The sequence below is a fragment of the Microbacterium aurugineum genome (genome assembly GCF_023101205.1).
GTDB classification, from domain to species: Bacteria; Actinomycetota; Actinomycetes; order Actinomycetales; family Microbacteriaceae; genus Microbacterium; species Microbacterium aurugineum.
On the sequence record NZ_CP078078.1, the window covers coordinates 1,362,169 to 1,385,236 of the forward strand.

19 protein-coding genes are annotated in these 23,068 nt (G+C 68.3%); 13 read left to right on the forward strand and 6 right to left on the reverse strand.

Going from position 1 to position 23,068, the window contains the following annotated elements; genetic code table 11:
- Positions 1–72: 72 nt before the first annotated feature.
- On the forward strand, positions 73–1,341 hold the full coding sequence (gene clpX, locus KV397_RS06630; protein WP_047524015.1) for an ATP-dependent Clp protease ATP-binding subunit ClpX: 1,269 nt from the start codon (positions 73–75) through the stop codon (positions 1,339–1,341).
- A 121-nt stretch (positions 1,342–1,462) separates the two neighbouring features.
- Here clpX and KV397_RS06635 read toward each other — a convergent pair whose 3' ends face one another.
- Together KV397_RS06635 and KV397_RS06640 are read right to left on the reverse strand one after the other, a co-directional pair.
- The gene (locus KV397_RS06635; RefSeq protein ID WP_261812472.1) at positions 1,463–3,529 is read right to left on the reverse strand and encodes a M3 family metallopeptidase; all 2,067 of its coding nucleotides are present in this window, start codon (positions 3,527–3,529) and stop codon (positions 1,463–1,465) included.
- 31 nt (positions 3,530–3,560) lie between these two features.
- Positions 3,561–4,478: a LysR family transcriptional regulator gene (locus tag KV397_RS06640; protein WP_261812473.1), complete on the reverse strand. Its 918-nt coding sequence runs from the start codon at positions 4,476–4,478 to the stop codon at positions 3,561–3,563.
- 83 nt (positions 4,479–4,561) lie between these two features.
- Between KV397_RS06640 and tdh the strand changes: the two genes are divergently transcribed.
- The 4 genes from tdh (at position 4,562) to KV397_RS06660 (ending at position 7,692) form a co-directional block, all read left to right on the forward strand.
- Positions 4,562–5,605, forward strand: a complete 1,044-nt coding sequence (tdh, locus tag KV397_RS06645; protein WP_131491242.1) for an L-threonine 3-dehydrogenase — start codon at positions 4,562–4,564, stop codon at positions 5,603–5,605.
- Positions 5,605–6,783 (forward strand): glycine C-acetyltransferase, encoded by a 1,179-nt coding sequence (locus KV397_RS06650; RefSeq protein WP_261812474.1) that lies wholly within the window; start codon positions 5,605–5,607, stop codon positions 6,781–6,783. Before tdh ends, KV397_RS06650 begins: the two co-directional genes overlap by 1 nt.
- Positions 6,784–6,853: 70 nt before the next feature.
- Positions 6,854–7,477, forward strand: a complete 624-nt coding sequence (locus tag KV397_RS06655; RefSeq protein ID WP_131491240.1) for an ArsR/SmtB family transcription factor — start codon at positions 6,854–6,856, stop codon at positions 7,475–7,477.
- Positions 7,474–7,692, forward strand: a complete 219-nt coding sequence (locus tag KV397_RS06660) for a hypothetical protein (RefSeq protein WP_261812475.1) — start codon at positions 7,474–7,476, stop codon at positions 7,690–7,692. Before KV397_RS06655 ends, KV397_RS06660 begins: the two co-directional genes overlap by 4 nt.
- Positions 7,693–7,789: 97 nt before the next feature.
- Here the strand turns inward: KV397_RS06660 and KV397_RS06665 are convergent, their stop codons facing one another.
- A complete protein-coding gene (locus tag KV397_RS06665; RefSeq protein WP_047524009.1) occupies positions 7,790–8,005 on the reverse strand; it encodes a hypothetical protein in 216 nt (71 codons plus the stop codon).
- Positions 8,005–10,620: a valine--tRNA ligase gene (gene valS, locus KV397_RS06670; protein WP_261812476.1), complete on the reverse strand. Its 2,616-nt coding sequence runs from the start codon at positions 10,618–10,620 to the stop codon at positions 8,005–8,007. The genes KV397_RS06665 and valS overlap by 1 nt, the downstream gene beginning before the upstream one ends.
- A 170-nt stretch (positions 10,621–10,790) precedes the next feature.
- On the opposite strand from valS, the gene KV397_RS06675 reads away from it, so the two are divergent.
- From KV397_RS06675 to KV397_RS06690, 4 genes are read left to right on the forward strand one after another with little or no spacing between them, the layout of a single operon-like run.
- Entirely contained in the window at positions 10,791–12,401 is a 1,611-nt protein-coding gene (locus tag KV397_RS06675) for an ABC transporter substrate-binding protein (protein ID WP_131491237.1), read from the forward strand.
- A 28-nt stretch (positions 12,402–12,429) separates the two neighbouring features.
- On the forward strand, positions 12,430–13,434 hold the full coding sequence (locus tag KV397_RS06680; protein WP_261812477.1) for an ABC transporter permease: 1,005 nt from the start codon (positions 12,430–12,432) through the stop codon (positions 13,432–13,434).
- The gene (locus KV397_RS06685; RefSeq protein WP_261812478.1) at positions 13,431–14,243 is read left to right on the forward strand and encodes an ABC transporter permease; all 813 of its coding nucleotides are present in this window, start codon (positions 13,431–13,433) and stop codon (positions 14,241–14,243) included. Before KV397_RS06680 ends, KV397_RS06685 begins: the two co-directional genes overlap by 4 nt.
- Positions 14,240–15,748, forward strand: coding sequence for a dipeptide ABC transporter ATP-binding protein (locus tag KV397_RS06690; RefSeq protein ID WP_261812479.1), 1,509 nt, complete (start codon positions 14,240–14,242; stop codon positions 15,746–15,748). The genes KV397_RS06685 and KV397_RS06690 overlap by 4 nt, the downstream gene beginning before the upstream one ends.
- A gap of 7 nt (positions 15,749–15,755) precedes the next feature.
- On the opposite strand, the gene KV397_RS06695 is transcribed toward KV397_RS06690, so the two are convergent.
- On the reverse strand, positions 15,756–16,406 hold the full coding sequence (locus KV397_RS06695) for a pentapeptide repeat-containing protein (protein WP_261812480.1): 651 nt from the start codon (positions 16,404–16,406) through the stop codon (positions 15,756–15,758).
- Positions 16,407–16,673: 267 nt separating this feature from the next.
- Here KV397_RS06695 and ileS point away from each other — a divergent pair, with 267 nt between their 5' ends.
- Genes ileS through ndk form a run of 4 tightly spaced genes read left to right on the forward strand, consistent with a single transcriptional unit; the run spans position 16,674 to position 22,201 of the window.
- Positions 16,674–20,024 carry an isoleucine--tRNA ligase gene (ileS, locus tag KV397_RS06700; protein ID WP_261812481.1) on the forward strand — a complete coding sequence of 1,117 codons (3,351 nt, stop codon included), beginning with the start codon at positions 16,674–16,676 and terminating at the stop codon, positions 20,022–20,024.
- Positions 20,021–21,373 carry a bifunctional folylpolyglutamate synthase/dihydrofolate synthase gene (locus tag KV397_RS06705; protein WP_047524002.1) on the forward strand — a complete coding sequence of 451 codons (1,353 nt, stop codon included), beginning with the start codon at positions 20,021–20,023 and terminating at the stop codon, positions 21,371–21,373. The genes ileS and KV397_RS06705 overlap by 4 nt, the downstream gene beginning before the upstream one ends.
- A complete protein-coding gene (locus KV397_RS06710; RefSeq protein WP_231555074.1) occupies positions 21,370–21,783 on the forward strand; it encodes a DUF4233 domain-containing protein in 414 nt (137 codons plus the stop codon). Before KV397_RS06705 ends, KV397_RS06710 begins: the two co-directional genes overlap by 4 nt.
- 1 nt (position 21,784) lies before the next feature.
- Positions 21,785–22,201, forward strand: a complete 417-nt coding sequence (gene ndk, locus KV397_RS06715; protein ID WP_047524000.1) for a nucleoside-diphosphate kinase — start codon at positions 21,785–21,787, stop codon at positions 22,199–22,201.
- A 79-nt stretch (positions 22,202–22,280) separates the two neighbouring features.
- Here ndk and KV397_RS06720 read toward each other — a convergent pair whose 3' ends face one another.
- Positions 22,281–22,892 (reverse strand): vitamin K epoxide reductase family protein, encoded by a 612-nt coding sequence (locus tag KV397_RS06720; RefSeq protein ID WP_131491229.1) that lies wholly within the window; start codon positions 22,890–22,892, stop codon positions 22,281–22,283.
- Positions 22,893–23,068: the final 176 nt, after the last annotated feature.

The window sequence follows — 23,068 nt, forward strand, 5'->3', positions numbered from 1 at the left end:
AATGCGGCCGTGTGTCACATGCAGCGGTTAGGCTCGAAGGACGATCTCTGATCCCCCCATAGGAGGACGCGCATGGCACGCATCGGTGAAAGCGCTGACCTGTTCAAATGCTCTTTCTGCGGAAAGAGTCAGAAGCAGGTCCAGCAGCTCATCGCCGGCCCCGGCGTGTACATCTGCGACGAGTGCGTCGAGTTGTGCAACGAGATCATCGAGGAACGGATGGCGGAGTCGTCCGCCGATGGGGCAGCGGAATTCGAGTTGCCCAAGCCTCGTGAGATCTTCTCCTTCCTCGAGGAGTACGTCGTCGGCCAGGAGCCCGCGAAGCGCGCTCTCTCGGTCGCGGTCTACAACCACTACAAGCGCGTCCGCGCGCACGGCACACTTCAGACGGCGGAGCAGCGTGCCGAAGAGGTCGAGATCGCGAAGAGCAACATCCTCCTCATCGGCCCGACAGGCTGCGGGAAGACCTATCTCGCGCAGACGCTCGCCAAGCGCCTCAACGTTCCCTTCGCCGTCGCGGATGCCACGGCGCTGACCGAGGCCGGCTATGTCGGTGAAGACGTCGAGAACATCCTGCTCAAGCTCATCCAGGCCGCCGACTACGACGTCAAGCGCGCCGAACAGGGCATCATCTACATCGACGAGGTCGACAAGATCGCCCGCAAGGCGGAGAACCCGTCGATCACGCGTGATGTCTCGGGCGAGGGTGTGCAGCAGGCACTGCTCAAGATCATCGAGGGCACGGTCGCCTCGGTGCCCCCGCAGGGCGGACGCAAGCACCCGCATCAGGAGTTCCTGCAGATCGACACGTCGAACGTCCTGTTCATCGTCGCGGGAGCCTTCGCCGGCCTGGAAGACATCGTGTCGGCGCGGGTCGGCAAGCACGGCATCGGCTTCGGCGCCCCGTTGCATGACAAGGGCAAAGACCTCGATCTTTTCAGCGAAGTGCTCCCGGAAGACCTGCACAAGTTCGGCCTGATCCCCGAGTTCATCGGGCGTCTCCCCGTCGTCACGAACGTCTCTCCCCTCGACCAGGACGCCCTGATCGACATCCTCACGGGGCCTCGCAATGCGCTGGTGAAGCAGTACCAGCGCATGTTCGAGATCGACGGTGTGCAGCTCGAGTTCGAAGAGGATGCACTGCGATCGATCGCCGACCTCGCCGTGGAGCGCAAGACCGGCGCGCGTGGTCTCCGCGCGATCCTCGAGGATGTCCTCGGACCCATCATGTTCGAGATCCCGTCGGCGGAAGACGTCGCCAAGGTCATCGTGACTCGGGCGGCCGTCGAAGAGGGCGCGCCGCCGACCATCGTGATGGAGCGCAAGCGCAAGAGCGCGTGACCGGACGCCCGGCGCCCTGGACGACGCCGTCGAGCGAGACCATCGTCGAGGACCGATGATGCCATCCTCGTCGAGGAGTATCGGCATGGCGCGGGGATCGTCGCGATAGGCACGAAAGCGGTCAGCGTCCCACGATTCCGTCGCTGAGTCCCCGCCGTTTCAGGAGCGGTTCGATCTCGGCGTCGCGTCCACGGAAGTCACGGTAGGCGGCGAGAGGATCTTTCGAGCCCCCGACACCGAGCAGCCGCTCGCGGAACCGATCGCCGTTGCCGCGAGTGAGACCGCCGTTGTCGCGGAACCACTCGACGGTATCGGCGTCGAGCACCTCGCTCCAGATGTACGAGTAGTAGCCCGCGCTGTATCCGCCGGAGAACACGTGGGCGAAGTAGGTGGAGGAGTAGCGCGTCGGCACCGCGGGGTCATCGAGGCCGATGTCGGCCAACGCGGCAGCCTCGAACGCGGCGACGTCGATGACCTTCGCGTCGGTGCCCAGCCGGTGCCAGGCTTGGTCGAGCCAGGCAGCAGCCAGGTACTCGCTCGTCGCGTGCCCCTGGTCGAACGTCTCGGTGGCGCGCAGACGCTCCACGATCGCGGGATCCAGAGGGGCGCCGGTCTCATGATGACGCGCGTAGTTGTCGAGGACCTCCGGCCACAGGATCCACATCTCGTTCACCTGGCTCGGGAACTCGACGAAGTCGCGGAACACGTTCGTCCCCGCGAAGTGCGGGTACGTCACGCGCGCGAAGAGTCCGTGCAGGGCATGCCCGAACTCGTGGAACAGCGTCGTCACCTCGTCGAGCGTCAACAGGGTCGGCTCCCCGTCACCCGGCAGCGGCACGTTCAGGTTGTTGACGACGACGGGAGCCGTGCCGCGCAGTCGCGACTGACTCACGATCGCGTTCATCCAGGCGCCGCCGCGCTTCGAGTCACGCGTGTAGAGGTCGAGCACGTAGAGGCCGACAGGTGAGCCGTCGGCGTTGCGCACCTCGAAGACCCGCGCACCCGGGTGGTAGGCGACGAGATCCTCACGCTCGGCGAAGGCGACGCCGTACAGCCGCGTCGCCGCGTAGAAGACACCGTCCTGCAGGACACGCTCCGCTTCGAACCAGGGGCGCAGGGCACTGGAGTCGATGTCGTAGCGCGCAGTGCGGACCCGCTCGGTGTAGAACGCCCAGTCGTGGGCTTCGACGGCGAACGGGGCAGGCTCGGTCTCGTCGACGAGCGCCTGGAGCGCCGCCCGCTCTTCGCGCGCATTCCGCGCTGCGGGACCGGCGAGGCGACGCAGCATCTGCTCGACAGCGTCCGGAGTACCGGCCGTCTCGTCGGCGGTGACGTAGGCGGCATGCGACTCGTACCCCAGCAGAGCCGCTCGCTCCGCGCGCAGCCGCACGATCTCGGTCAGCACGGCACGGTTGTCGTTCGCGTTCCCTCGGGAAGCGCGTGCGAGCGATGCCGCCATGATGCGACGTCGAGACTCTCGCACGCGCAGCTGGGCCAGCGCCGGGTGCCCGGTGAAGAGCGGAAGCGTGATGAGGAACTTCCCCTCCAGCCCCCGGTCGGCCGCCGCACGTGTGGCCGCCGAGAGCTCACCGCTGCTCAGACCCTCCAGCTCGGCCGCGGAGTCGAAGACGACGGCGAGGTCGTTCGTGTCGTTGAGCAGGTTGCGCTCGAAGGTGTTGGTCAAAGTGGACAGCCGCTGGTTCAGCGCGGTCAGCCGCGTCTTGGCCTCGTCATCCAGGCCCGCGCCCGCGTGCGTCATCTCCCGGTGATGGCGTTCCACCAGATACCGCTGCTCGGCGTCGAGGTCCAGAGCATCGCGCTGCTCGTACACCTGCCGTATCCGCCAGTACAGGGCGCCGTCGAGCGTGATCGCGTCCTGGTGTGCGGCCATGAGCGGCGCGAGCTGCTCGTCGATCTCCTGGATCTCCGGCGTCGCGTCTGCTGAGCTCACGGTGTAGAAGACGTGTGCGACGCGGTCGAGCAACTCGCCGGAGCGTTCCAGAGCCTCCACGGTGTTCTCGAACGTCGGCATCGACCGGACCATCGTGATGCGCTGGATCTCGCGGAGCTGCTCGTCGAACCCCGCCTGGAACGCCGGGAGATAGTGCTCGGGCCGGATCGCCGGGTAGTCGGGGAGGCCGTACGGGAGGGGCGACGGCTGCAGCAACGGGTTCGTGGCGTCGGTCATCCTCCGAGCCTATCCATCGACCTGCGCAGGCTCAGGAACCGTCTTCGCTCAGGCGCGTCATCACCCGCCGCAGTGCTTCCACGACCGTGCGGACCGAGCGTCGACGCAGGTTCTCCGGACGTGCGAGCACGTCGATCATCCGATGGGTGCTCACCCCTTCGAGCGGGATGCGCACGATGTCCCGATCGTCCACACTGCGCGACGTGTATCGTGGCAGCATCCCGAGCACCCCGCCGGCGGCGACCACGGCGGAGACGGCACCGTAGTCGTTGATGCGGTGATGGATCTCGACGGGCCGGTTGGCGACGGCGGACACGGCGCGGAGCACGTCGTCGGGGGAGTAGCCGATGCGGCTGGTGACCCACCGTTCGCCGGCGACATCGGCCGGTATGAGGCTCGACCGGGTGGAGAGCGGGTGCGACTTCGACAGGGCGACGTCGAGGGGCTCGCGTACGAGCGTCAGACTCCGCATCCCCGCTGTCGGCCAAGGTGCCGAATGCTCCATGCGATGCGCCAGGACGAGATCGTAGCGCGCCGTCAATGCGGGGAACTCGCTCTGTGCGACATCTTCGTCGGTCACCTGCACGCTCGGTGCGGACGCGTCGCCCGTGAACTCGCGCAACAAGGGTCCGAACAGCGCTTGCCCCACGCTGTGGAATCCGCTGACGCTGACGACCCCGGTCGGGGAGTCCTCGAACTCCTCCACGGCATGCCGGGCTGCGGCCATGGCATCGATCGCCTCGGTCGCCGCCGCTGCGAGGACCGCGCCCGCGGGAGTGAGGGAGAGGGTCCGTCCCTGCTTCTTGGTGAGGGGTGTGGGGAAGCCTCTCTGGAGTGCCGTGAGCTGCTGCGAGACCGCGGAGGGGGTGACCCGGAGGGCGTCGGCCACGGCCGTGACGCTTCCGAGCGCGCCGAGTTCGCGCAGGATCTGCAACTGATGGAGCTCCATCCGCAAAACATTAGCATTTGCTAAATGATCACTGCAGACGATGGCGATTGCTCTACATGGTCGGATGCGGTGGGATCGGAAGCATGAAGGCACTGTTCAAGGATGCACCGGGTGCCGGGCTCGAGCTCGTCGAGCGTCCGGACCCGACCGCCGGCCCCGATGAGGTCGTGATCCGGGTCCTGCGCACCGGGATCTGCGGCACCGACCTGCACATCCTCCGCTGGGACGACTGGGCGGCCTCGGCGATCGCCGCCCCGCTGATCCCCGGCCATGAGTTCTACGGCGAGGTCGTTGAGGTGGGACCCTCGGTGCACGACATCGCCGTCGGGGACCGCGTCTCGGGAGAAGGGCACATCGTGTGTGGCACGTGCCGCAACTGTCGAGCAGGTCGTCGTCAGATGTGCATCCGCACGATCGGCCTCGGGCTGCAGCGGGACGGCGCCTTCGCGGAGTTCCTCGCGCTGCCCGCGGCGAACGTCTGGGTGCATCACGCCGATGTGACGCCGGAGCTCGGAGCGATCTTCGATCCGCTGGGGAACGCCGTCCACACGGCGCTGACCTTCCCGCTCGTCGGCGAAGACGTTCTGGTGACGGGCTGCGGTCCGATCGGACTCATGGCGATCGCCGTCGCCCGGCACGCCGGAGCCCGCTTCATCGCGGCGACCGATGTGAGCGCCCCGCGGCTGGAGATGGCACGCCGGATGGGCGCCGACGAGGTCGTCGACGTCTCGGTGCGGGACATCCGCGACGCGCAGCACGCCCTCGGCATGCGGGAAGGCTTCGACATCGGATTCGAGATGAGCGGCGCGGCATCGGCGCTCCCGGCGCTGATCGACAACATGAACCACGGCGGGCGCATCGCCATGCTCGGTCTGCCGAGCAGCGGCTTCGAGATCGACTGGGGCAAGCTGGTCACCCACATGCTCACGATCAAGGGGATCTACGGGCGCGAGATGTTCGAGACCTGGAACGCGATGGGGGCGATGCTCCAGACGAGCGCGACCCTGCGCGATGCCATCGGACGTGTGATCGCCGACGTCGTCCCGGTGCGCGACTGGCGAAGAGGCTTCGCTGCGGCGGAGTCAGCGGGAACAGGCAAGATCATCCTCGACTGGACGGAGTTGTGATGTACGGAACCTTCAAGGACCACGTGGCGGGAGAGCTGGCGGCCATCGAGGAGGCCGGGCTCACCAAGCATGAGCGTGGCATTCGCGGCCCCCAGAGTGCCGAGATCACGGCGGACGGCGCGGAGGTGCTGAACTTCTGCGCGAACAACTACCTCGGCCTCGCCGATGACCCGCGCATCCTGGATGCGGCGACCGGGGCACTGCAGGAATGGGGCTACGGGCTCGCGAGCGTCCGCTTCATCTGCGGTACGCAGGAGCAGCATCTCGAGCTCGAACGCCGTCTCGCCGACTTCCTCGGGACGGACGAAGCGATCCTCTACTCGTCATGCTTCGATGCGAACGGGGGAGTGTTCGAGACGCTCTTCTCCGCGGAGGACGCCATCATCTCGGACGAGCTCAACCACGCGTCGATCATCGACGGCATCCGGCTCTCGAAGGCGCGCAGGCTCCGCTACCGCAACCGTGACCTGGCCGACCTCGAGGAGCAGCTGCGGGCGGCGTCGGATGCGCGGCACAGGGTCATCGTGACCGACGGGGTCTTCTCGATGGACGGCTACATCGCACCCCTCGCTGCGATCTGCGACCTGGCCGAGCGCTACGACGCCCTGGTGTTCGTGGACGACTCCCATGCCGTCGGGTTCGTGGGCGAGAACGGGCGGGGGACGCCGGAGCTGTGCGGGGTCGCCGACCGCGTCGACATCTACACCGGAACATTCGGGAAGGCCCTGGGCGGAGCATCCGGCGGCTACGTCGCATCGCATGCGGAGATCGTCGCGCTGCTGCGTCAGCGTTCGCGCCCGTACCTGTTCTCGAACACGCTCGCGCCCGCGATCGTCGCCGGGACCCTGACCGCACTCGATCTCGTGGAGGGCTCGGCAGACCTCCGGTCGCGTCTGCGCAGCAACGCGGCACTCTTCCGCGAGCGGATGGAAGCCGAGGGATTCGACCTGCTTCCCGGTGAGCATCCGATCGTCCCGGTGATGTTCGGGGATGCCGCGAAGACAGGGCGGATCGCTCGCGAGATGCAGGAGCGGGGGGTCTACGTCACCGCCTTCAGCTTCCCGGTCGTCCCCCGCGACCTGGCGCGGATACGGGTGCAGCTCTCGGCGGCGCACACGCCGGAGCAGGTGGAGAGATGTGTCGCGGCGTTCGTCGCGGCCCGTGCTGCCGTGGCCTAGACGGGAGTGCAAAGGAAACCTTGCAAAGAAGTACTTGCAAAGAAGTCTTTGCAAGAGTATCTTTGCATGCATGACGAACGAGACGCAGGTACGCACCCTCGACGCCGGTGCACTGAAGGCTCTGGCGCATCCGCTCCGAGTGAAGATCTTCGACCTGCTCGCCTCACGCGGCCCGCAGACCGCCAGCTCACTCGCGGCCCTCGTCGGAGAGACCTCCGGATCCACGAGTTATCACCTCCGCGCTCTCGCCGCCCATGACCTGATCCGCGAGGTCGAGGGGCGGGGCACCGCACGGGAGCGCTGGTGGGAGCGGCCCAAGGGGCGCATCGACGTGCCCGGGCCCGATGACATGACGTCGCCGGCCAACCGCGCGGCGGCACAGATCGTGACCTCGGAGTTCTTCCGCCTGCGTCACGAGACGTTGATGTCGTACCTGAACCGCCCGCAGTCGGAGGTGCCCGAGGCCTGGAGCGAGGTGGGAATCACGATCACGACCCACCTCGACATGACTCCCGACCAGGCGATGTCCCTTCGGCAGGAGCTCGAGGCGATCGTCGAGAGTGCCATCGAGCGCTACCGAGGTCAGACCGGACCCGACGTGCGGCGGGTATCGCTCCGCGCGGAACTCTTCGACCTGCCGACGCCGTCGACCGCGGTGCAGGGTTCGACCGACGATGCTGTGGAGGAATCATGACCAGTGCGACACTTCACCTGACGGCGCCGACGCAGACCGAGCGGGGGCTGCTGAAGCTGGCCGACCGCCTCACGGTCTACGTCGAGCACCGGATCGCCCGACGTGCACAGAAGCGCGTGCTCGCGCTCGTCCTCCTTCGCGAACAGCAGGCGCGCCGACACGATCCCCGCGCGGTGGACCACCTGCTCGCGCAGCTGGGGGCTCCCCGCCGCTGACTGTTCCGGACACGCGCCGACGCCCCCGCTGAATGCCGAGACCCCCTGCTGCCTACGCGGCCAGCAGGGGGTCTCGGCGCTACACGGGGGTCTCGCGTCAGTCCTCGAAGGGGCGCGCGATGATCTCGCCGGAGCGGTCCTGGAAGACCTCCCAGCCGGCATCGAGCTCTGCGATCGCGCGGCCCTCGAGCCACGTGAGCGTCCAGTGGCCCGTGAGACCTTTCGACTCCACCTCGGCGATGGCGGCCCGGAGGGACGCGGGCACCGAGGCCGGAGCTTCCGACCCTGCGGCCCAGCGCGTACCGAGCTGCATCAGGATGCCTCGACCGGGGCGAGCTCGATCGCCGTCACCGCGAACTCCTCCGATTCACTGAACTCGAGCTCGGCGATGCGACCGACCGCACGCAGGTCGTCCGCCGCTGCACGGAGTGCGTCGAGCTTCACGGAAGGCGCGGAGATCGCGGCGCGGGACACCGGGGTCTTCTGCGACGCCTTGGCTTCGGTCTTCGCACGACGGATGCCGATCAGCGCCTCGCTCGCGGCGGCGAGGACCGCCGGATCGCCGTCGATGCCGAGGGGCGTCGGCCACGCGGCCGTGTGCACCGAACCCTCCTCGAACCACGACCAGGACTCTTCGGTCGCGAACGAGAGCACCGGGGCGAGCAGACGGAGCAGCGTCGAGAGCGCAAGGCGCAGCGAGAGTGCCGCGGAGGCCTGCCCCACGTCGGTCTGGTCGTAGGCACGCTCCTTGACCAGTTCGAGGTAGTCGTCGCAGAACGTCCAGAAGAACGCCTCCGTGAGCTCCAGGGCCCGCGCGGCGTCATACCGGTCGAAGGCCTTCGTGGCTTCGACGACCACGTCGTCGAGCGCGGTCAGCATCGACGCATCCAGTGCGTGGGTCACCTGCGCACCTTCCGGCACGGGGAACGACAGCACGAACTTCGCGGCGTTGAGCACCTTGATCGCCAGACGGCGGCCGATCTTCACCTGCGTGGGGTTCTGCGGGTCGAAGGCGGCGTCCATGCCGAGGCGGCTCGATGCGGCCCAGTAGCGCACCGCGTCCGAGCCGTGGGCGTCGAGCACGTCGGCGGGAGTGACGACGTTCCCCTTCGACTTCGACATCTTCTTGCGGTCGGGATCGACGATGAAGCCGGAGATCGCGGCGTTGCGCCACGGTGTCCGGTCATCCTCGAGCGTGGAACGCAGCATCGTGGAGAAGAGCCAGGTGCGGATGATGTCCTGTCCCTGCGGGCGGAGATCGAACGGCGCAGTGAGCTGCCAGAGCTCCTCGTCGCGCTGCCAGCCCCCGGCCAGCTGCGGCGTGAGCGACGATGTCGCCCAGGTGTCGAGGATGTCCGCTTCGGCCTCGAACCCGCTCGGCACACCGCGCTGGTCCTCGGTGTACCCCGCCGGCACATCGGTCGTCGGGTCGATCGGGAGCGTCGCCGCATCCGGGGTGAGCACGCGGTCGTAATCGCGCTCCCCGTTCTCGTCGAGGGCGTACCAGAGGGGGATCGGCACGCCGAAGAAACGCTGACGGGACACCAGCCAGTCGCCGGTCAGGCCACCGACCCAGTTCTCGTACCGCACCCGCATGAACTCCGGGTGCCAGGCCAGTTCCTGACCGTGTGCGAGGAGCTTGTCGCGCAGCTCGCCGTCACGGGCGCCGTTGCGGATGTACCACTGGCGCGTGGAGACGATCTCGAGCGGACGGTCGCCCTTCTCGAAGAACTTCACGGCGTGGTTGAAGGGCTTGCCGACCGCGGTCATGTCGCCGGTCGCCTGCAGCTTCTCGACGATCGCCTTGCGCGCGCTGAAGACGGTCTTGCCCGCGAGCTCCTCGGCGTACCAGGCGATCGCGTCGCTGTTCGCCACAGAGGAGGGTGCTTCGGGCAGGAAGCGACCATCGAGGCCGATCGTGGTCATGTTCGGCAGCGGCTGGTCCTCGGTGGTCCGCAGCTCGCGCCACCACACGATGTCGGTGACGTCACCGAAGGTGCAGACCATCGCCGCGCCGGTGCCCTTGTCGGGCTGGGCGAGGTGATGACCGTGGATCTCGATCTCCGCACCGAAGAACGGCGTCGTCACCTTGGTGCCGATGAGGTGCTTGTGGGGCCCTTCCGGATGCGTCACGAGAGCGATGCAGGCGGGAAGCAGCTCCGGGCGGGTGGTGTCGATGGCGATCGATCCCGAGCCGTCGGCGAAGGGGAACTCGATCGTGTGATACGCCGCCTGCTGGTCGCGGTCCTCGAGCTCGGCCTGCGCGATCGCGGAGCGGAAGTCGATGTCCCACAGGGTCGGGGCCAGGGCCTGGTAGGCTTCGCCGCGCTCGATGTTGCGGAGGAACGCGAGCTGGCTCTGACGGATCGTGTCGTCCGAGATCGTGCGGTAGGTCTGCGTCCAGTCCACGCTCAGACCGAGCTGGCGGAACAGCGCCTCGAACTGCTTCTCATCCTCGATCGTGAGGCGCTCGCAGAGCTCGATGAAGTTGCGACGGCTGATCGGCTGCTGGTCGGCGGCACGGCTCGACTTGTTGTCGCCGCCCTCGAACGGCGGGACGAAGTCCGGGGTGTAGGGGAGGGACGGGTCGCAGCGCACGCCGTAGTAGTTCTGCACACGGCGCTCGGTGGGCAGGCCGTTGTCGTCCCAGCCCATCGGGTAGAACACGGTCTTGCCGCGCATGCGCTCGTATCGCGCCTTCACGTCGGTGTGGGTGTACGAGAACACGTGGCCGATGTGCAGGCTGCCGGAGGCCGTCGGCGGCGGGGTGTCGATCGAGTACACGCCCTCACGGCCGGCCTGTGCCGCACGCAGGCGGTCGAACAGGTACGTCCCCTGCTCCGCCCACGCGGAGTCCCACTTCGCTTCGAGGCCTTCGAGAACGGGCTTGTCGGGAATCTGGTTCTGCGTCGATTCGGATGCAGGCATGGAAGGTCTCCTCGAACGATGTATGCGGCACTGTGTGAGCGTGCCTGAGTGTGGGTGTGCCGATCAGTCTACCGAGCGTCCCGGAGAGCGGCCGACCTGGCATATCGACCCAGTCCAACAATTCGCCGTAGGATGGGATCACCCCGACCCGCTCTTTCTGAGGAATCGTCATGCCCGCACACCCCGCGCGCCGCCTGCTGCCCTTCGCCGCGCTCGCCGCCACCACCGCTCTGGTGCTGAGCGCCTGCGCCACCCCCGGTTCCGACGGGGACGGCGGAGAGCTCGTCTGGTCCATCGAGGGGGCGAACCTCTCGGCCGGGCACATGGATCCGCAGGTGAGTCAGCTCGACGTCTCCGGCATGGTGCAGCGGGCGGTGCTCGACTCGCTCGTGTTCCAGGAGGACGACGGATCCTTCTCACCCTGGCTCGCGAAGGACTGGACCGTCTCGGACGACAGCACCGAGTACACGTTCACTCTCCGCGACGACGTGACCTTCACCGACGGTGAGAAGTTCGACGCCGCCGCGGTCAAGGCGAACTTCGACCGCATCGTCGACCCCGAGACCGCGTCCGCGCAGGCGGCCAGCATGCTCGGCGCCGACTTCTACGAAGGCACCGAAGTCGTCGACGAGCACACGGTGACGGTGACCTTCACGCAGCCGTACGCACCCTTCCTGCAGGCCGCGAGCACGCCGCAGCTGGGCTTCTACTCGCCGGCCGTCCTCGAGACCTCGGCGGACAAGCTGAAGGCGGGCGGGCCCGACATCACCGTCGGCACCGGTCCGTTCGAACTCACCGAGTACACCCCGGATCAGGAGATCGTCTACACCCGCAACGACGACTACGCGTGGGGGCCGCACGATACGAAGGCCCCGAAGTTCGAGACGCTCCGCGTGGAGATCCAGCCGGAGGCCGCCGTCCGCACCGGCGTGGTGACGAGCGGTGAGGCCGACCTCGCCAGCAACATCCCGCCGAACCTCGCGAAAGACCTCGGCGACGGCATCACGGTCGACTCGATCGAGTACCCCGGTCTGCCGTACTCGCTCTACCTGAACGAGAAGTACGGGGTGTTCGCCGACGAGAAGGTGCGTCAGGCGTTCGCTCGCGGCATCGACATCGACGCCGCCGTGGAAGAGATCTACTTCGGCCAGTTCCCGCGTGCATGGAGCATCCTCGGTTCGACGACCCCGGGCTACGACGCGTCGCTCGAGGGCAGCTGGCCGTTCGACCAGGACGCCGCGAACACGCTCCTAGACGAGGCCGGGTGGACCGCACGCGACACCGACGGCATCCGGATGAAGGACGGCGAGCGGCTCTCGGTGCGATGGATCGCCTGGACCCCGGTGCCGGATGACCGTGCCGCTCTCGCGAACGCGATCCAGTCCGATCTCAAGGGGATCGGCTTCGAGGTCGAGCGCGAGGTGCTCGAGCCCGGGGCGTACAACGAGCAGTACGAGCCGAAGACCTTCGACCTCACCGACTGGGGTTTCTCGGGCGTCGACCCCGATCTGCTGCGCAGCCACCTGCACACCGACGGATTCCAGAACGCGTCGCAGGTGAGCGACCCGCAGATCGACGCACTGCTGGAGCAGGCCGTCGCGACCAGCGACCAGGATCAGCGCAATGAGCTGTACACGCAGCTGCAGCAGTGGAACGCCGAGTACACGGCCATCGTGCCGCTCTACAGCCCCTCGGCGATCACGGCTGTCGGCGACCGCGTCGAGGGCCTGCAGTACGACCTCTACGGTCGGCCGCTGTTCTACGATGTGACGGTCGGCTGAACCACCGGCTGAGCGGAGGGCACGAGTGGTGAAGACTGCTCTCGTCCGCATCGCCGGCCTCGCCGCCTCCGTCGTGCTCGTCCTGTGGGGTGCGGCGACCGTCGCCTTCCTCGCGTTCCGGGTGGTCCCCGGAGACCCGGTGTCGGTGATGCTGGGACCCCAGGCGCAGGTGAGTGAAGCGGTCAAGGACGGCATCAGGGCCGATCTCGGGCTCGATCGACCACCGTTCGAGCAGTACCTCGGCTTCATCGGTCAGCTCGCGCGGGGCGACCTGGGGGAGTCGTACCAGCTGCGGATGCCCGTGACGGAGGTGATCGGGCGTCAACTCGGTGCGACGGTGCAGCTGTCCGTGCTGGCGCTGCTGATCGCGGTCGTCCTCGCGCTCGCCGTGGCGGTGTTCGTCCGCGGGCAGGTCGGACGCACGGTCGCCGCCGGTATCGAGCTGGTCATCCTCTCCTCGCCGGTGTTCTGGATCGGGCTCGTCCTGCTCAGTGTCTTCGCCTTCGGGCTGGGCTGGTTCCCGGTGTCGGGTGCCCGTAACCCCGCCACCCTCGTGCTGCCGGCGATCACTCTGGCGCTTCCCGTGGCTGCGCTGCTGAGTCAGGTGCTACGCGACGGACTGGTGCAGGCGGAGCGCATGCCGTTCGCCGAGACCGTCCGGGCCCGTGGTGCGAGCCCTTCGTGGTTCACGCTGCGGCACGGGCTCAGACACGGCGCGGCTTCCGGCGTCACCCTGACCGCGTACCTCACGGGATCCGTCCTCGGGGGTGCCGTGCTCGTGGAGACCGTGTTCGCACGTCCGGGTCTGGGCAGGGTCACGCTCGCCGCGATCAACGACCGCGATCTTCCCGTCATCACGGGCATCATCCTGCTGAGCGCCCTGGCGTTCGTCGTGGTGAACCTCGTCGTCGAGCTCGTGCATCCGCTTATCGATCCCCGGGTGGTCGCGGCTCCGTCTCGAGGCACCCGTCGAGGCACCCGTCGAGGCACCCGTCGAGGCACCCGTCGAGGCACCCGTCGAGGCACCCGATGAAGCGGGCGCAACGCGTGCTGCTGTGGGCCGCCGTCGCCGTCCTCGCCGTGATCGCGTTCTCGGCGCTCTGGCCCGCTGCCCTCGCGACCCACGACCCTCTCCAGACGGAGGTGCGCTCCGCCCTGCTCCCGCCGAGCGCGGAGCACCTGTTCGGCACCGACCAGAGCGGGCGCGACGTCTACTCCCGGGTCGTCTACGGAGCCGGACGCTCCCTCGGCATCGGACTGCTCGCGACCGTCGTCGCCCTCACGGTCGGTCTGCTCCTCGGAGCCTTCGCGGGGGTCGCGCCGCGGGGCGTCGACGCCACGGTGATGCGGGTGAACGACATCCTGATGGCCTTTCCCGAGTTCCTCGTGGCGCTCGTCGTCGTCGCGGTACTCGGCCCGGGGACGGTGAACATCGCGATCGCGGTGACGCTGGCGGCGGTTCCCGTGTACATCCGACTGGCACGGGTGCAGACGCAGACCCTCCGGGCCGCCGAGCACGTGGAGGCTGCGCGCATCCTCGGGGTGCCGCGAGCGACGGCCTTCCTGCGGCACGTCGCTCCCGGTGTGCTCGGCGCGCTGAGCGTGCTGGCGACGATCGGCATCGGGTCGAGCATCCTCGCCGCGGCGGGGCTCAGCTTCCTCGGGCTCGGGCCGTCCGAGCCGACACCGGAGTGGGGGCTGATGCTGGCGGGCGGCCGCAACGTGCTCGGGCAGGCATGGTGGATCTCGGTCTTCCCCGGCATCGCGATCACCCTCACCGTCGTCTCGGCGACCGTCGTCGGGCGCATCCTCCGCGCGCGCGGAGACGGGAGGACGGCATGAGCGCTGCACTGCAGGTGCGGGGTCTGCGCATCTCCTTCGAGGGTGAGCCGGTCGTGGACGACGTGTCCTTCACCGTCGACCGCGGAGAGTGCATCGCGATCGTGGGGGAGTCCGGGGCGGGCAAGTCCCTCACGGCACGCGCACTGCTGGGTCTGACTCCCGCGGGGGCCGACGTCGCGCTGGATGAGCTCATCGTGGACGGCACCGACACCGCCGGGCTCACGGAGCACGCGTGGCGTGCGGTGCGCGGCGCCGGGATCGCCCTCGTCTCCCAGGATGCACTGGTCTCTCTCGATCCTCTGCGACGGATCGGGACCGAGATCGCCGAGCCGCTGCTCCTTCATCGGCTCGTCCGCGGACGCGCGGAGCGGGCGGCTCGGGTGCGGGATCTCCTGCGGAAGGTGTGGATGCCGGATCCCGACCGCCGTGCCCGCCAGCACCCGCACGAACTCTCCGGGGGCCTGCGGCAGCGCGCGCTCATCGCTTCCGCGCTCGCTGCGGTTCCGGCCGTGCTGGTGGCGGATGAGCCGACGACCGCTCTCGACGCGACCGTGCAGGCGCGGATCCTCGGGTTGCTGCGCGAGATCACGGATGCCGGAACAGCTCTCGTGTTCATCAGTCATGACTTCGCGGCCGTCCGCCGGATCGCCGACCGCGTCCTGGTGATGAGGGGCGGCGTCATCGTGGAGTCCGGGCCGGTGGCCGAGGTGCTCGAGAATCCACGGCACGAGTACACGAAGCAGCTCCTCACGGCCACGATCCACGAACCGCGAGCCTCGGTCCCCGCCGACTCGCCGCCGGTGCTGATCGCGGACGGGGTGTCACGGAGCTTCGGCACGGTGCCTGCGGTCATCGACGCCTCGTTCACGCTGAAGGACGGGCGGACGCTCGGCGTCGTCGGCGAATCGGGGTCGGGCAAGACGACGCTGGCCCGCATGATCGTCGGCGTCGACGCACCGGACTCCGGCTCTCTGCAGTGGACCACCGAGCGCAGGGTGCAGCTCGTGCACCAGAATCCGCTCGGGGCGTTCGACCCGCGCTGGACGATCGGCCATTCGCTGCGTGAGGCGCTGGAAGCCGGGGGAGTGCCTCGCGCTCAGCGGCCGGCGCGCGTAGCCGGGCTCCTCGCCGAGGTCGACCTCGCCCCGGAACTCGCCGAGCGGCGTCCGAGCGCGCTCTCCGGCGGGCAGCGGCAACGCGCGGCCATCGCGAGGGCGCTCGCCGCGGATCCGCAGGTGCTCGTGCTCGACGAACCCGTCTCGGCGCTCGATCCGTCGGTGCGGGAGCGGGTGCTGCGGGTGCTCGCACGGTTGCAGCAGGAACGGCAGCTGACGATGATCTTCGTCTCGCACGACCTCGACGTGGTCGGAGCGGTCGCAGACGAGGTGCTGGTGATGCAGGACGGGCGGATCGTCGAGCAGGGCACCACCGCGGCGGTGTTCGCGACGCCTCAGCACCCGTTCACTCGGGAGCTGCTCGATGCCGGCGGCGCTGCCGATCGTTGACCGGCCGTCAGTCCTTGATCTGGATGCCGATGCCCGCCGCGATCACCGGAGCGAGCTGCTGCACCTGGAACGAGGTGAGGGTGGCCCCGCGGAGGCTGTTGGCATCGAGGAACGCGACGGCGTCGAGGCCGCGCAGATCCAGGTCTTTCGCCCGCATGCCTCGGGAATCGACCTCCTCGGTCGACGTGGAGGTGAATCGCACGCGGGTGAGCTCGGCCTGGGGCATGTCGATCGTGCGGATGGTGCACTCCGAGATCTCGAGGTCGGTGACCTTCGACGCGCCGAGGTTCAGGTAGTCGATGCGCACGTCGCGCAGGTCGAGTTCCGAGATACGCGCCTCGCTCAGGTCGAGCGTGCCGATGCGTCCTCCGCTGATCCGCATCCGCCGCACTCCGGCGTCCCGCAGGCGGAGTGAGGCGATCCGCGCGCCCGACATGTCGACGTCGATGACGGTCGCTCCGGTGAGATCGACGGCGTCGGCATCGGCCCTCACGGCGCACTGTTCGAGCGTCGCGTAGGCGAGGTCGACGGTGCCGGTGAGGTCGAGGCTCGACCCCAGGATGTCGGCACTGCGCGCAGCGGCGGCCTGCTCGAGGACGGACGGGAGGTCGGGAGCGGTCACGCGGGGCGGGGCCGGTGATTCCGAGGTGCGGGCCATCCTTCGAGGGTAGGTGCTGCCACGGACAGCGTCGGAGGTCGGATGCCGCGTACACTGGAGGGACGAGCATCGATCCGGCCATCACCGGGGAGCTCTCGGAAGAACGGTGCGGCCCCCGGGCGGTGCTCAGTAGAACCGAGCGGGGCAGGCCCGTCACAGCCGCAGTGAGAGTGGTCGCGTCGCACGGCGTGGCACGCGAGGTGGTACCGCGGTCCGTGAGGGTCGTCCTCGCAGGAGCATCCGCCACGACGAACACTGCGAGACACGATGACCTACCCCCGTTCCTCCTTCGGCCCCGCCGCCGACTCCGTCGCGCCCAGCCCCCGCTTCCCGCAGATCGAGGAAGAGGTGCTCGCGTTCTGGAAGTCCGACGACACCTTCCGCGCCTCGATCGAGCAGCGTGAGGGCGCACCGGAATGGGTGTTCTACGACGGTCCGCCGTTCGCGAACGGCCTGCCGCACTACGGACACCTCCTGACCGGCTACGCCAAGGACGTCTTCCCGCGCTTCCAGACCATGACCGGCCACAAGGTCGATCGGGTCTTCGGATGGGACACCCACGGTCTGCCGGCCGAGCTCGAGGCCATGAAGCAGCTCGGCATCACCGAGAAGTCGGAGATCGAGGACATGGGCATCGACGTCTTCAACGCGAAGGCGAAGGACTCGGTGCTCACGTACACGCGCGAGTGGCAGGACTACGTCACCCGCCAGGCGCGCTGGGTCGACTTCGACCGCGGCTACAAGACGCTCGACCTCGGGTACATGGAGAGCGTGCTCTGGGCGTTCAAGACCCTGTACGACAAGGGCCTCGCGTACGAGGGATACCGCGTCCTGCCGTACTGCTGGCGAGACGAGACGCCGCTCAGCGCCCATGAGCTGCGCATGGACGACGACGTGTACCAGATGCGCCAGGATCCGTCCGTCACGGTGACCTTCCCGCTCACGGGAGCCAAGGCCGAAGCGCTCGGACTCACGGGCGTCCGTGCCCTCGCCTGGACGACCACGCCTTGGACCCTGCCGACCAACGTCGCGCTCGCCGTCGGTCCCGACATCGAGTACGTGGTGCTCCCCGCGGGACCGGCAGGTGCCGCCGACGTCCATCAGACGGCGGGGACCGAGGATGCCGCCATCGAGTCCTCCGCACATCGCTACCTCCTCGCCCGTGACCTCCTCGGCGGCTATGCCAAGGACCTCGGCTACGAGAGCACCGAGGACGCGCTCGCCGCGGTGGACGCGACCGTGCGTGGCGCGCAGTTGCAGGACGTCACGTACGACCGCCTCTTCGACTACTACGCCGACGCCGAGACCTACGGCACCGAGAACGCCTGGCGGATCCTGGTCGACGACTACGTCACCGTGAGCGACGGCACGGGCATCGTCCACCAGGCTCCGGCCTACGGTGAGGACGACCAGCGGGTCGCGGGCGCTGCCGGCATCCCCACGATCCTCTCGCTGGACGACGGTGGCCGGTTCCTCCCGAACGTCACCGATGTCGCGGGTCAGTTGTGGATGGAGGCGAACACGCCGCTGGTGCGCCTGATCCGGGAGCACGGCCGCCTCATCCGGCTCCAGAGCTACGAGCACTCGTACCCCCACTGCTGGCGCTGCCGGAACCCCCTGATCTACAAGGCCGTGTCGAGCTGGTTCATCCGGGTGACCGACATCAAGGACGACCTGCTCGCGAACAACGAGCAGATCACCTGGGTGCCCGAGAACGTCAAGCACGGACAGTTCGGCAAGTGGCTCGAGGGCGCCCGCGACTGGTCGATCAGCCGCAACCGCTACTGGGGTTCTCCGATCCCGATCTGGAAGAGCGACGACCCGGAGTACCCGCGCGTCGACGCCTATGGGTCCCTGGAAGATCTCGAACGGGACTTCGGGACGCTGCCGCGCAACCCTGAGGGCGAGATCGACCTGCACCGCCCCTACATCGACGCCCTGACGCGTCCGAATCCGGACGACCCGACGGGCAAGAGCACGATGCGCCGTATCGAGGACGTCTTCGACGTGTGGTTCGACTCGGGATCGATGCCATACGCGCAGGTGCACTATCCGTTCGAGAACCAGGAGTGGTTCGACTCGCACTCACCGGCGGACTTCATCGTGGAGTACATCGGCCAGACCCGCGGCTGGTTCTACGTCATGCACGTGCTCTCGACCGCGCTGTTCGACCGCCCGGCGTTCACGGGGGTCAGCTGTCACGGCATCGTGCTCGGCAGCGACGGCTACAAGATGTCGAAGTCACTGCGCAACTACCCGGACGTGTCCGAGGTGCTCGACCGAGACGGCTCCGACGCGATGCGCTGGTTCCTGATGTCGAGCTCGGTGCTGCGAGGCGGAAACCTCGCGGTCACCGAGGAGGGCATCCGCTCGGGCGTCCGCGAGTTCCTGCTGCCGCTGTGGAACTCCTGGTACTTCTTCGCGACCTACGCCAATGCCTCCGGCGCCGACGGGTACGAGGCGTCCTGGCGCACGGACTCCTCGGATGTCCTCGACCGCTACATCCTCGCCAGGCTCGGCGATCTGGTCCGCGAGGTACGTGCGGATCTGGAGGGTCTCGACTCGACCACCGCCTCCGCGCGTCTGCGTGACTTCGCCGAGGTGCTGACCAACTGGTACATCCGTCGCTCCCGTGATCGCTTCTGGACCGGCGTCACGGAGGATCCGAAGAGCCGTGAGGCCTTCGACACGCTCTACACCGTGCTCGAGACGCTCACCCGCGTGGCGGCACCCCTCGTGCCGCTCGTCAGCGAGCGCGTGTGGCAGGGGCTCACCGGCGGACGCAGCGTGCACCTGACCGACTGGCCCGACGACGCGCAGTACCCGGCCGCGGACGAGATCCGCGACGCGATGGATGCGGTCCGCGAACTCTCCAGCGTCGGCAACGCCCTGCGCAAGAAGGAGAAGCTCCGCGTGCGTCTGCCGCTCGCGCGCCTCACCGTCGTGTCGCCGCTCGCGGGGACACTCGGGCAGTTCGAGGACATCCTCCGCGAGGAGCTCAACGTCAAATCCGTCGAGGTCGTGCCGCTCACGGACACGACCGCGGTCGAGTACGGCATCGACCATCGACTGAGTGTGAACGCTCGCGCGGCCGGTCCGCGCCTCGGCAAGGACGTGCAGAAGGCGATCCAGGCCGCACGCTCGGGCGACTGGCACGAAGTGGACGGCGTGGTCATCGCCGGCGGCATCGCGCTGGAGCCGGCGGAGTACGAGCTCGTGCTCGAGACGACGGGTCGTCCCGACGGCGAAGCGCTCGCGATCGTCCCGAGCGGAGGGTTCGTCCTGCTCGACACGCAGACGACGCCCGACCTGGAGGCCGAGGGACTGGCCCGCGACGTCATCCGCGCCGTGCAGGAGACCCGCAAGAACGCGGACTTCGACGTCAGCGACCGCATCCGCCTGGAACTGCGTTTCGCGAGTGCCGAGGACGCGGATGCGGTGGCAGCCGCCTTCGAGGTCGCCGATGTCGCGGGGGAGACCCTCGCGTTGGAGCACGCGCTTCACCGTGACGACGCCGTGCTTCCCGCCGCCGAGTTCACGGCGGACATCCCGAGCGGGACCTACGCCAACCGTGGCGACTTCACGATCGCCGTCACCAGGATCGGAGCAGGCGCATGAGTGACAGGGAACGGGCGGATGCCGTCTACGACGCGCTGCTGAGCAGGGCGGGCGAGCGGTGGGTGCAGCCTCGCAAGGAGCGCACCGCGCGCATCCTCGCCTTCCTCGACGACCCGCAGCGCACCTATCGCGTCGTGCACCTCACCGGCACGAACGGCAAGACGTCGACGGCACGGATGATCGAGAGCCTCCTGCGCGCGCACGGCTTGCGGACGGGGCTGTTCACCAGCCCGCACCTCGAGCGCTTCACGGAGCGGATCATGATCGACGGAGAGCCGATCTCCGACGAGGCGGTGGCGGATGCGTGGGACGAGATCGAGCCGTTCGTCGACATCGTGGACGCCGAGTTCGAGGCCGCGGGAGACGCGCCGCTGACGTTCTTCGAGCTGCTCACGGTGCTGGCCTTCGTCGCGGTGGCGGATGCTCCCGTCGACGTGCTGGTGCTCGAGGTGGGCATGGGCGGTGAGTGGGATTCCACGAACACGGCAGACGGCGACGTCGCGGTGTTCGCGCCGATCGACATCGACCACGCGGACCGCCTGGGCGGGACGATCGCGGAGATCGCGCAGACCAAGGCCGGCATCATCAAGGAAGGTGCCGCGGTCGTATCCGCGCAGCAGCCCCCGGAGGCCGCTGAGGTCCTGCGCCGAGTGGCGGCCGAGCGCAACGCGACCATCGCGTTCGAGGGCGAGGAGTTCGGTCTCACCGAGCAGAAGCTCGCGGTCGGGGGACAGCTGCTCAGCGTCCGGGGACTGGCCGGGGAATACGCCGAGGAGTACCTCCCGCTGTACGGCGCTCACCAGGGTCACAACGCCGCACTCGCCGTCGCCGCCGTGGAATCGCTGATCGGCGGTGCGTCTCAGGCGATCGCCCCGGACATCATCTCTGACGGCCTGCAGGGCACGACGTCGCCCGGCCGGTTGCAGCTGCTCGGCATCGCGCCGACCGTGATCGTCGATGCCGCCCACAACCCGCACGGTGCCAAGGCGCTCGCGCAGGCTCTGGACGACAGCTTCGACTTCGATGAGTGGGGTCTCGTGCTCGGCGTACTCGCCGACAAGGACGCCGCGGGCATCGTCGCGGAGCTGGCACCACGGGCCGCGCACGTGTTCGCCACCGCTCCGGAGTCCGATCGCGCGAGCGACGCGGATGCGATCGCCGACCTCGTCGAGCAGACCGGACAGCGTGCGACCGTGCACGACTCGCTCGCCGACGCCGCCGACGCCGCCCGTGAGTGGGCCGCATCCTCCGATCGTCGTGCCGTGATCATCGCAGGTTCCGTCGTGCTCGCCGGCGAGGCGATCGCCCTGGCCGAGGAAGAGGACTGGAAGTCGGGGTGGCGCGCATGACCGCCGATGCGCCTGCCGCGCGCTCGCCTCGGCCGCCGCGCACCCTCGTGCAGAAGCTCGCGCCCGTCGTGCTGGGGTTCGAGGCGATCGTGGTGTTCCTGGTCGGGCTCACGATCTTCGGGCTGCGACAGCTTCCCGAGGGCATCGAGCAGTGGTGGGGGATCGTCGGCGGGGCGGTCCTCGCTCTCGTGTGCATCCTCATCGCCGGCATGATCACGAAGCCGTGGGCACTCACCGCCGGATGGGTCGTCCAGGCCCTCGTCGCCCTGTCGGCGTTCTTCGTGCCGGCGATCCTGCTGGTCGTCCTGATTTTCGGCGGCATGTGGGCGTATGCGACCATCGGAGGGGCTCGATTGGACGCACGACGTTCCGCGGCTCCCACGACCGAGACTCAGACAGAGAGTGAATGACATGGCCACCGAAGAAACCCTCGTCCTCGTCAAGCCCGATGGCGTCGCCCGCGGCCTCACCGGCGCGATCCTCGCCCGCATCGAGGCGAAGGGGTACGCCCTCGTCGACATCCGCTTGGTGGAGCCCGACCGCGACCTTCTCGCCGAGCACTACGCCGAGCACGAGGGCAAGCCGTTCTACGAGCCGCTGCTGGAGTTCATGCTCTCCGGCCCGTCCGTCGCGATCCGTCTCGCGGGTAACCGGGTGATCGAAGGATTCCGCTCGCTCGCGGGAACCACCGACCCGACGACCGCCGCGCCCGGCACGATCCGCGGAGACTTCGGCCGCGACTGGGGACTCCCCGTGCAGCAGAACCTCGTGCACGGCTCGGACAGCCCCGAGTCGGCTGCACGCGAGCTCGGCATCTGGTTCGACTGAGTCCGTCCGCCCGCACGCCGACGAAAAGCCCGCCCGCCGAATCTCGGCGGGCGGGCTTCTCGTCTGCGGAGACCGCGGATCAGAAGAGGATCCTGCTCATCTCGCCCAGGAAGTCGAGCCCCTGGAGCTGTGCGAGGAGGATGATCAGCGCATAGGCGACGATCGTGGCGAGCGGCACCCACGGCATGAGCGTGTCGGCGCGGGCCATGACCTTCTCGTTCCGGGTGAACGTGCCGTTGCGGGTCAGATGGACCATCGTCGCGAAGAAGGTGGGGATCGTGACTGCCCACGTGACCATGCACCAAGGGCAGAGGACGAAAAGGTCGTAGAGGCTCTGGCCGATGAGCCAGCACACGAGGCCGAAGGCGAACGTGATGCCGAGTCCGAACGCCGCCCAGAACCAGCGGGGGAACCGTGCGCCGGCGAGGATCGCGACGCCCACCACCAGGGGCGCCATCCATCCGGTGAGGCCCATGATCGGGTTGGGGAAGCCGAAGACCGATCCCTGCCACGACTCCAGGTTCGTGCTGCACTGGATGAAGGGGCTCAAGTCGCAGGCGAGGGCTTCCTTCGGGTTCTCCAGCAGTGCGAACTTCTCGACGGTCAGCTCGAAAGCGGCGAACCACCCGATGACGCTCGCGATGATCAACCACACGGCATAGAAGACGGGGCGGGTGCGCTGCTCGCTCATACGGGCGATTATCTCAGCGGCGGCTATGGATAGGACGACAACAGGCCGGAGAAAACGCGCTGGTCACGACCTGATGCCATGAACGGGGCCACTTGGTGCGATAATGGCCTGTGACGCGATGAACGGCCCCGCCGCGACACGCGTCGACGCAGACTTCGGGGTCCTATGCCCCACGC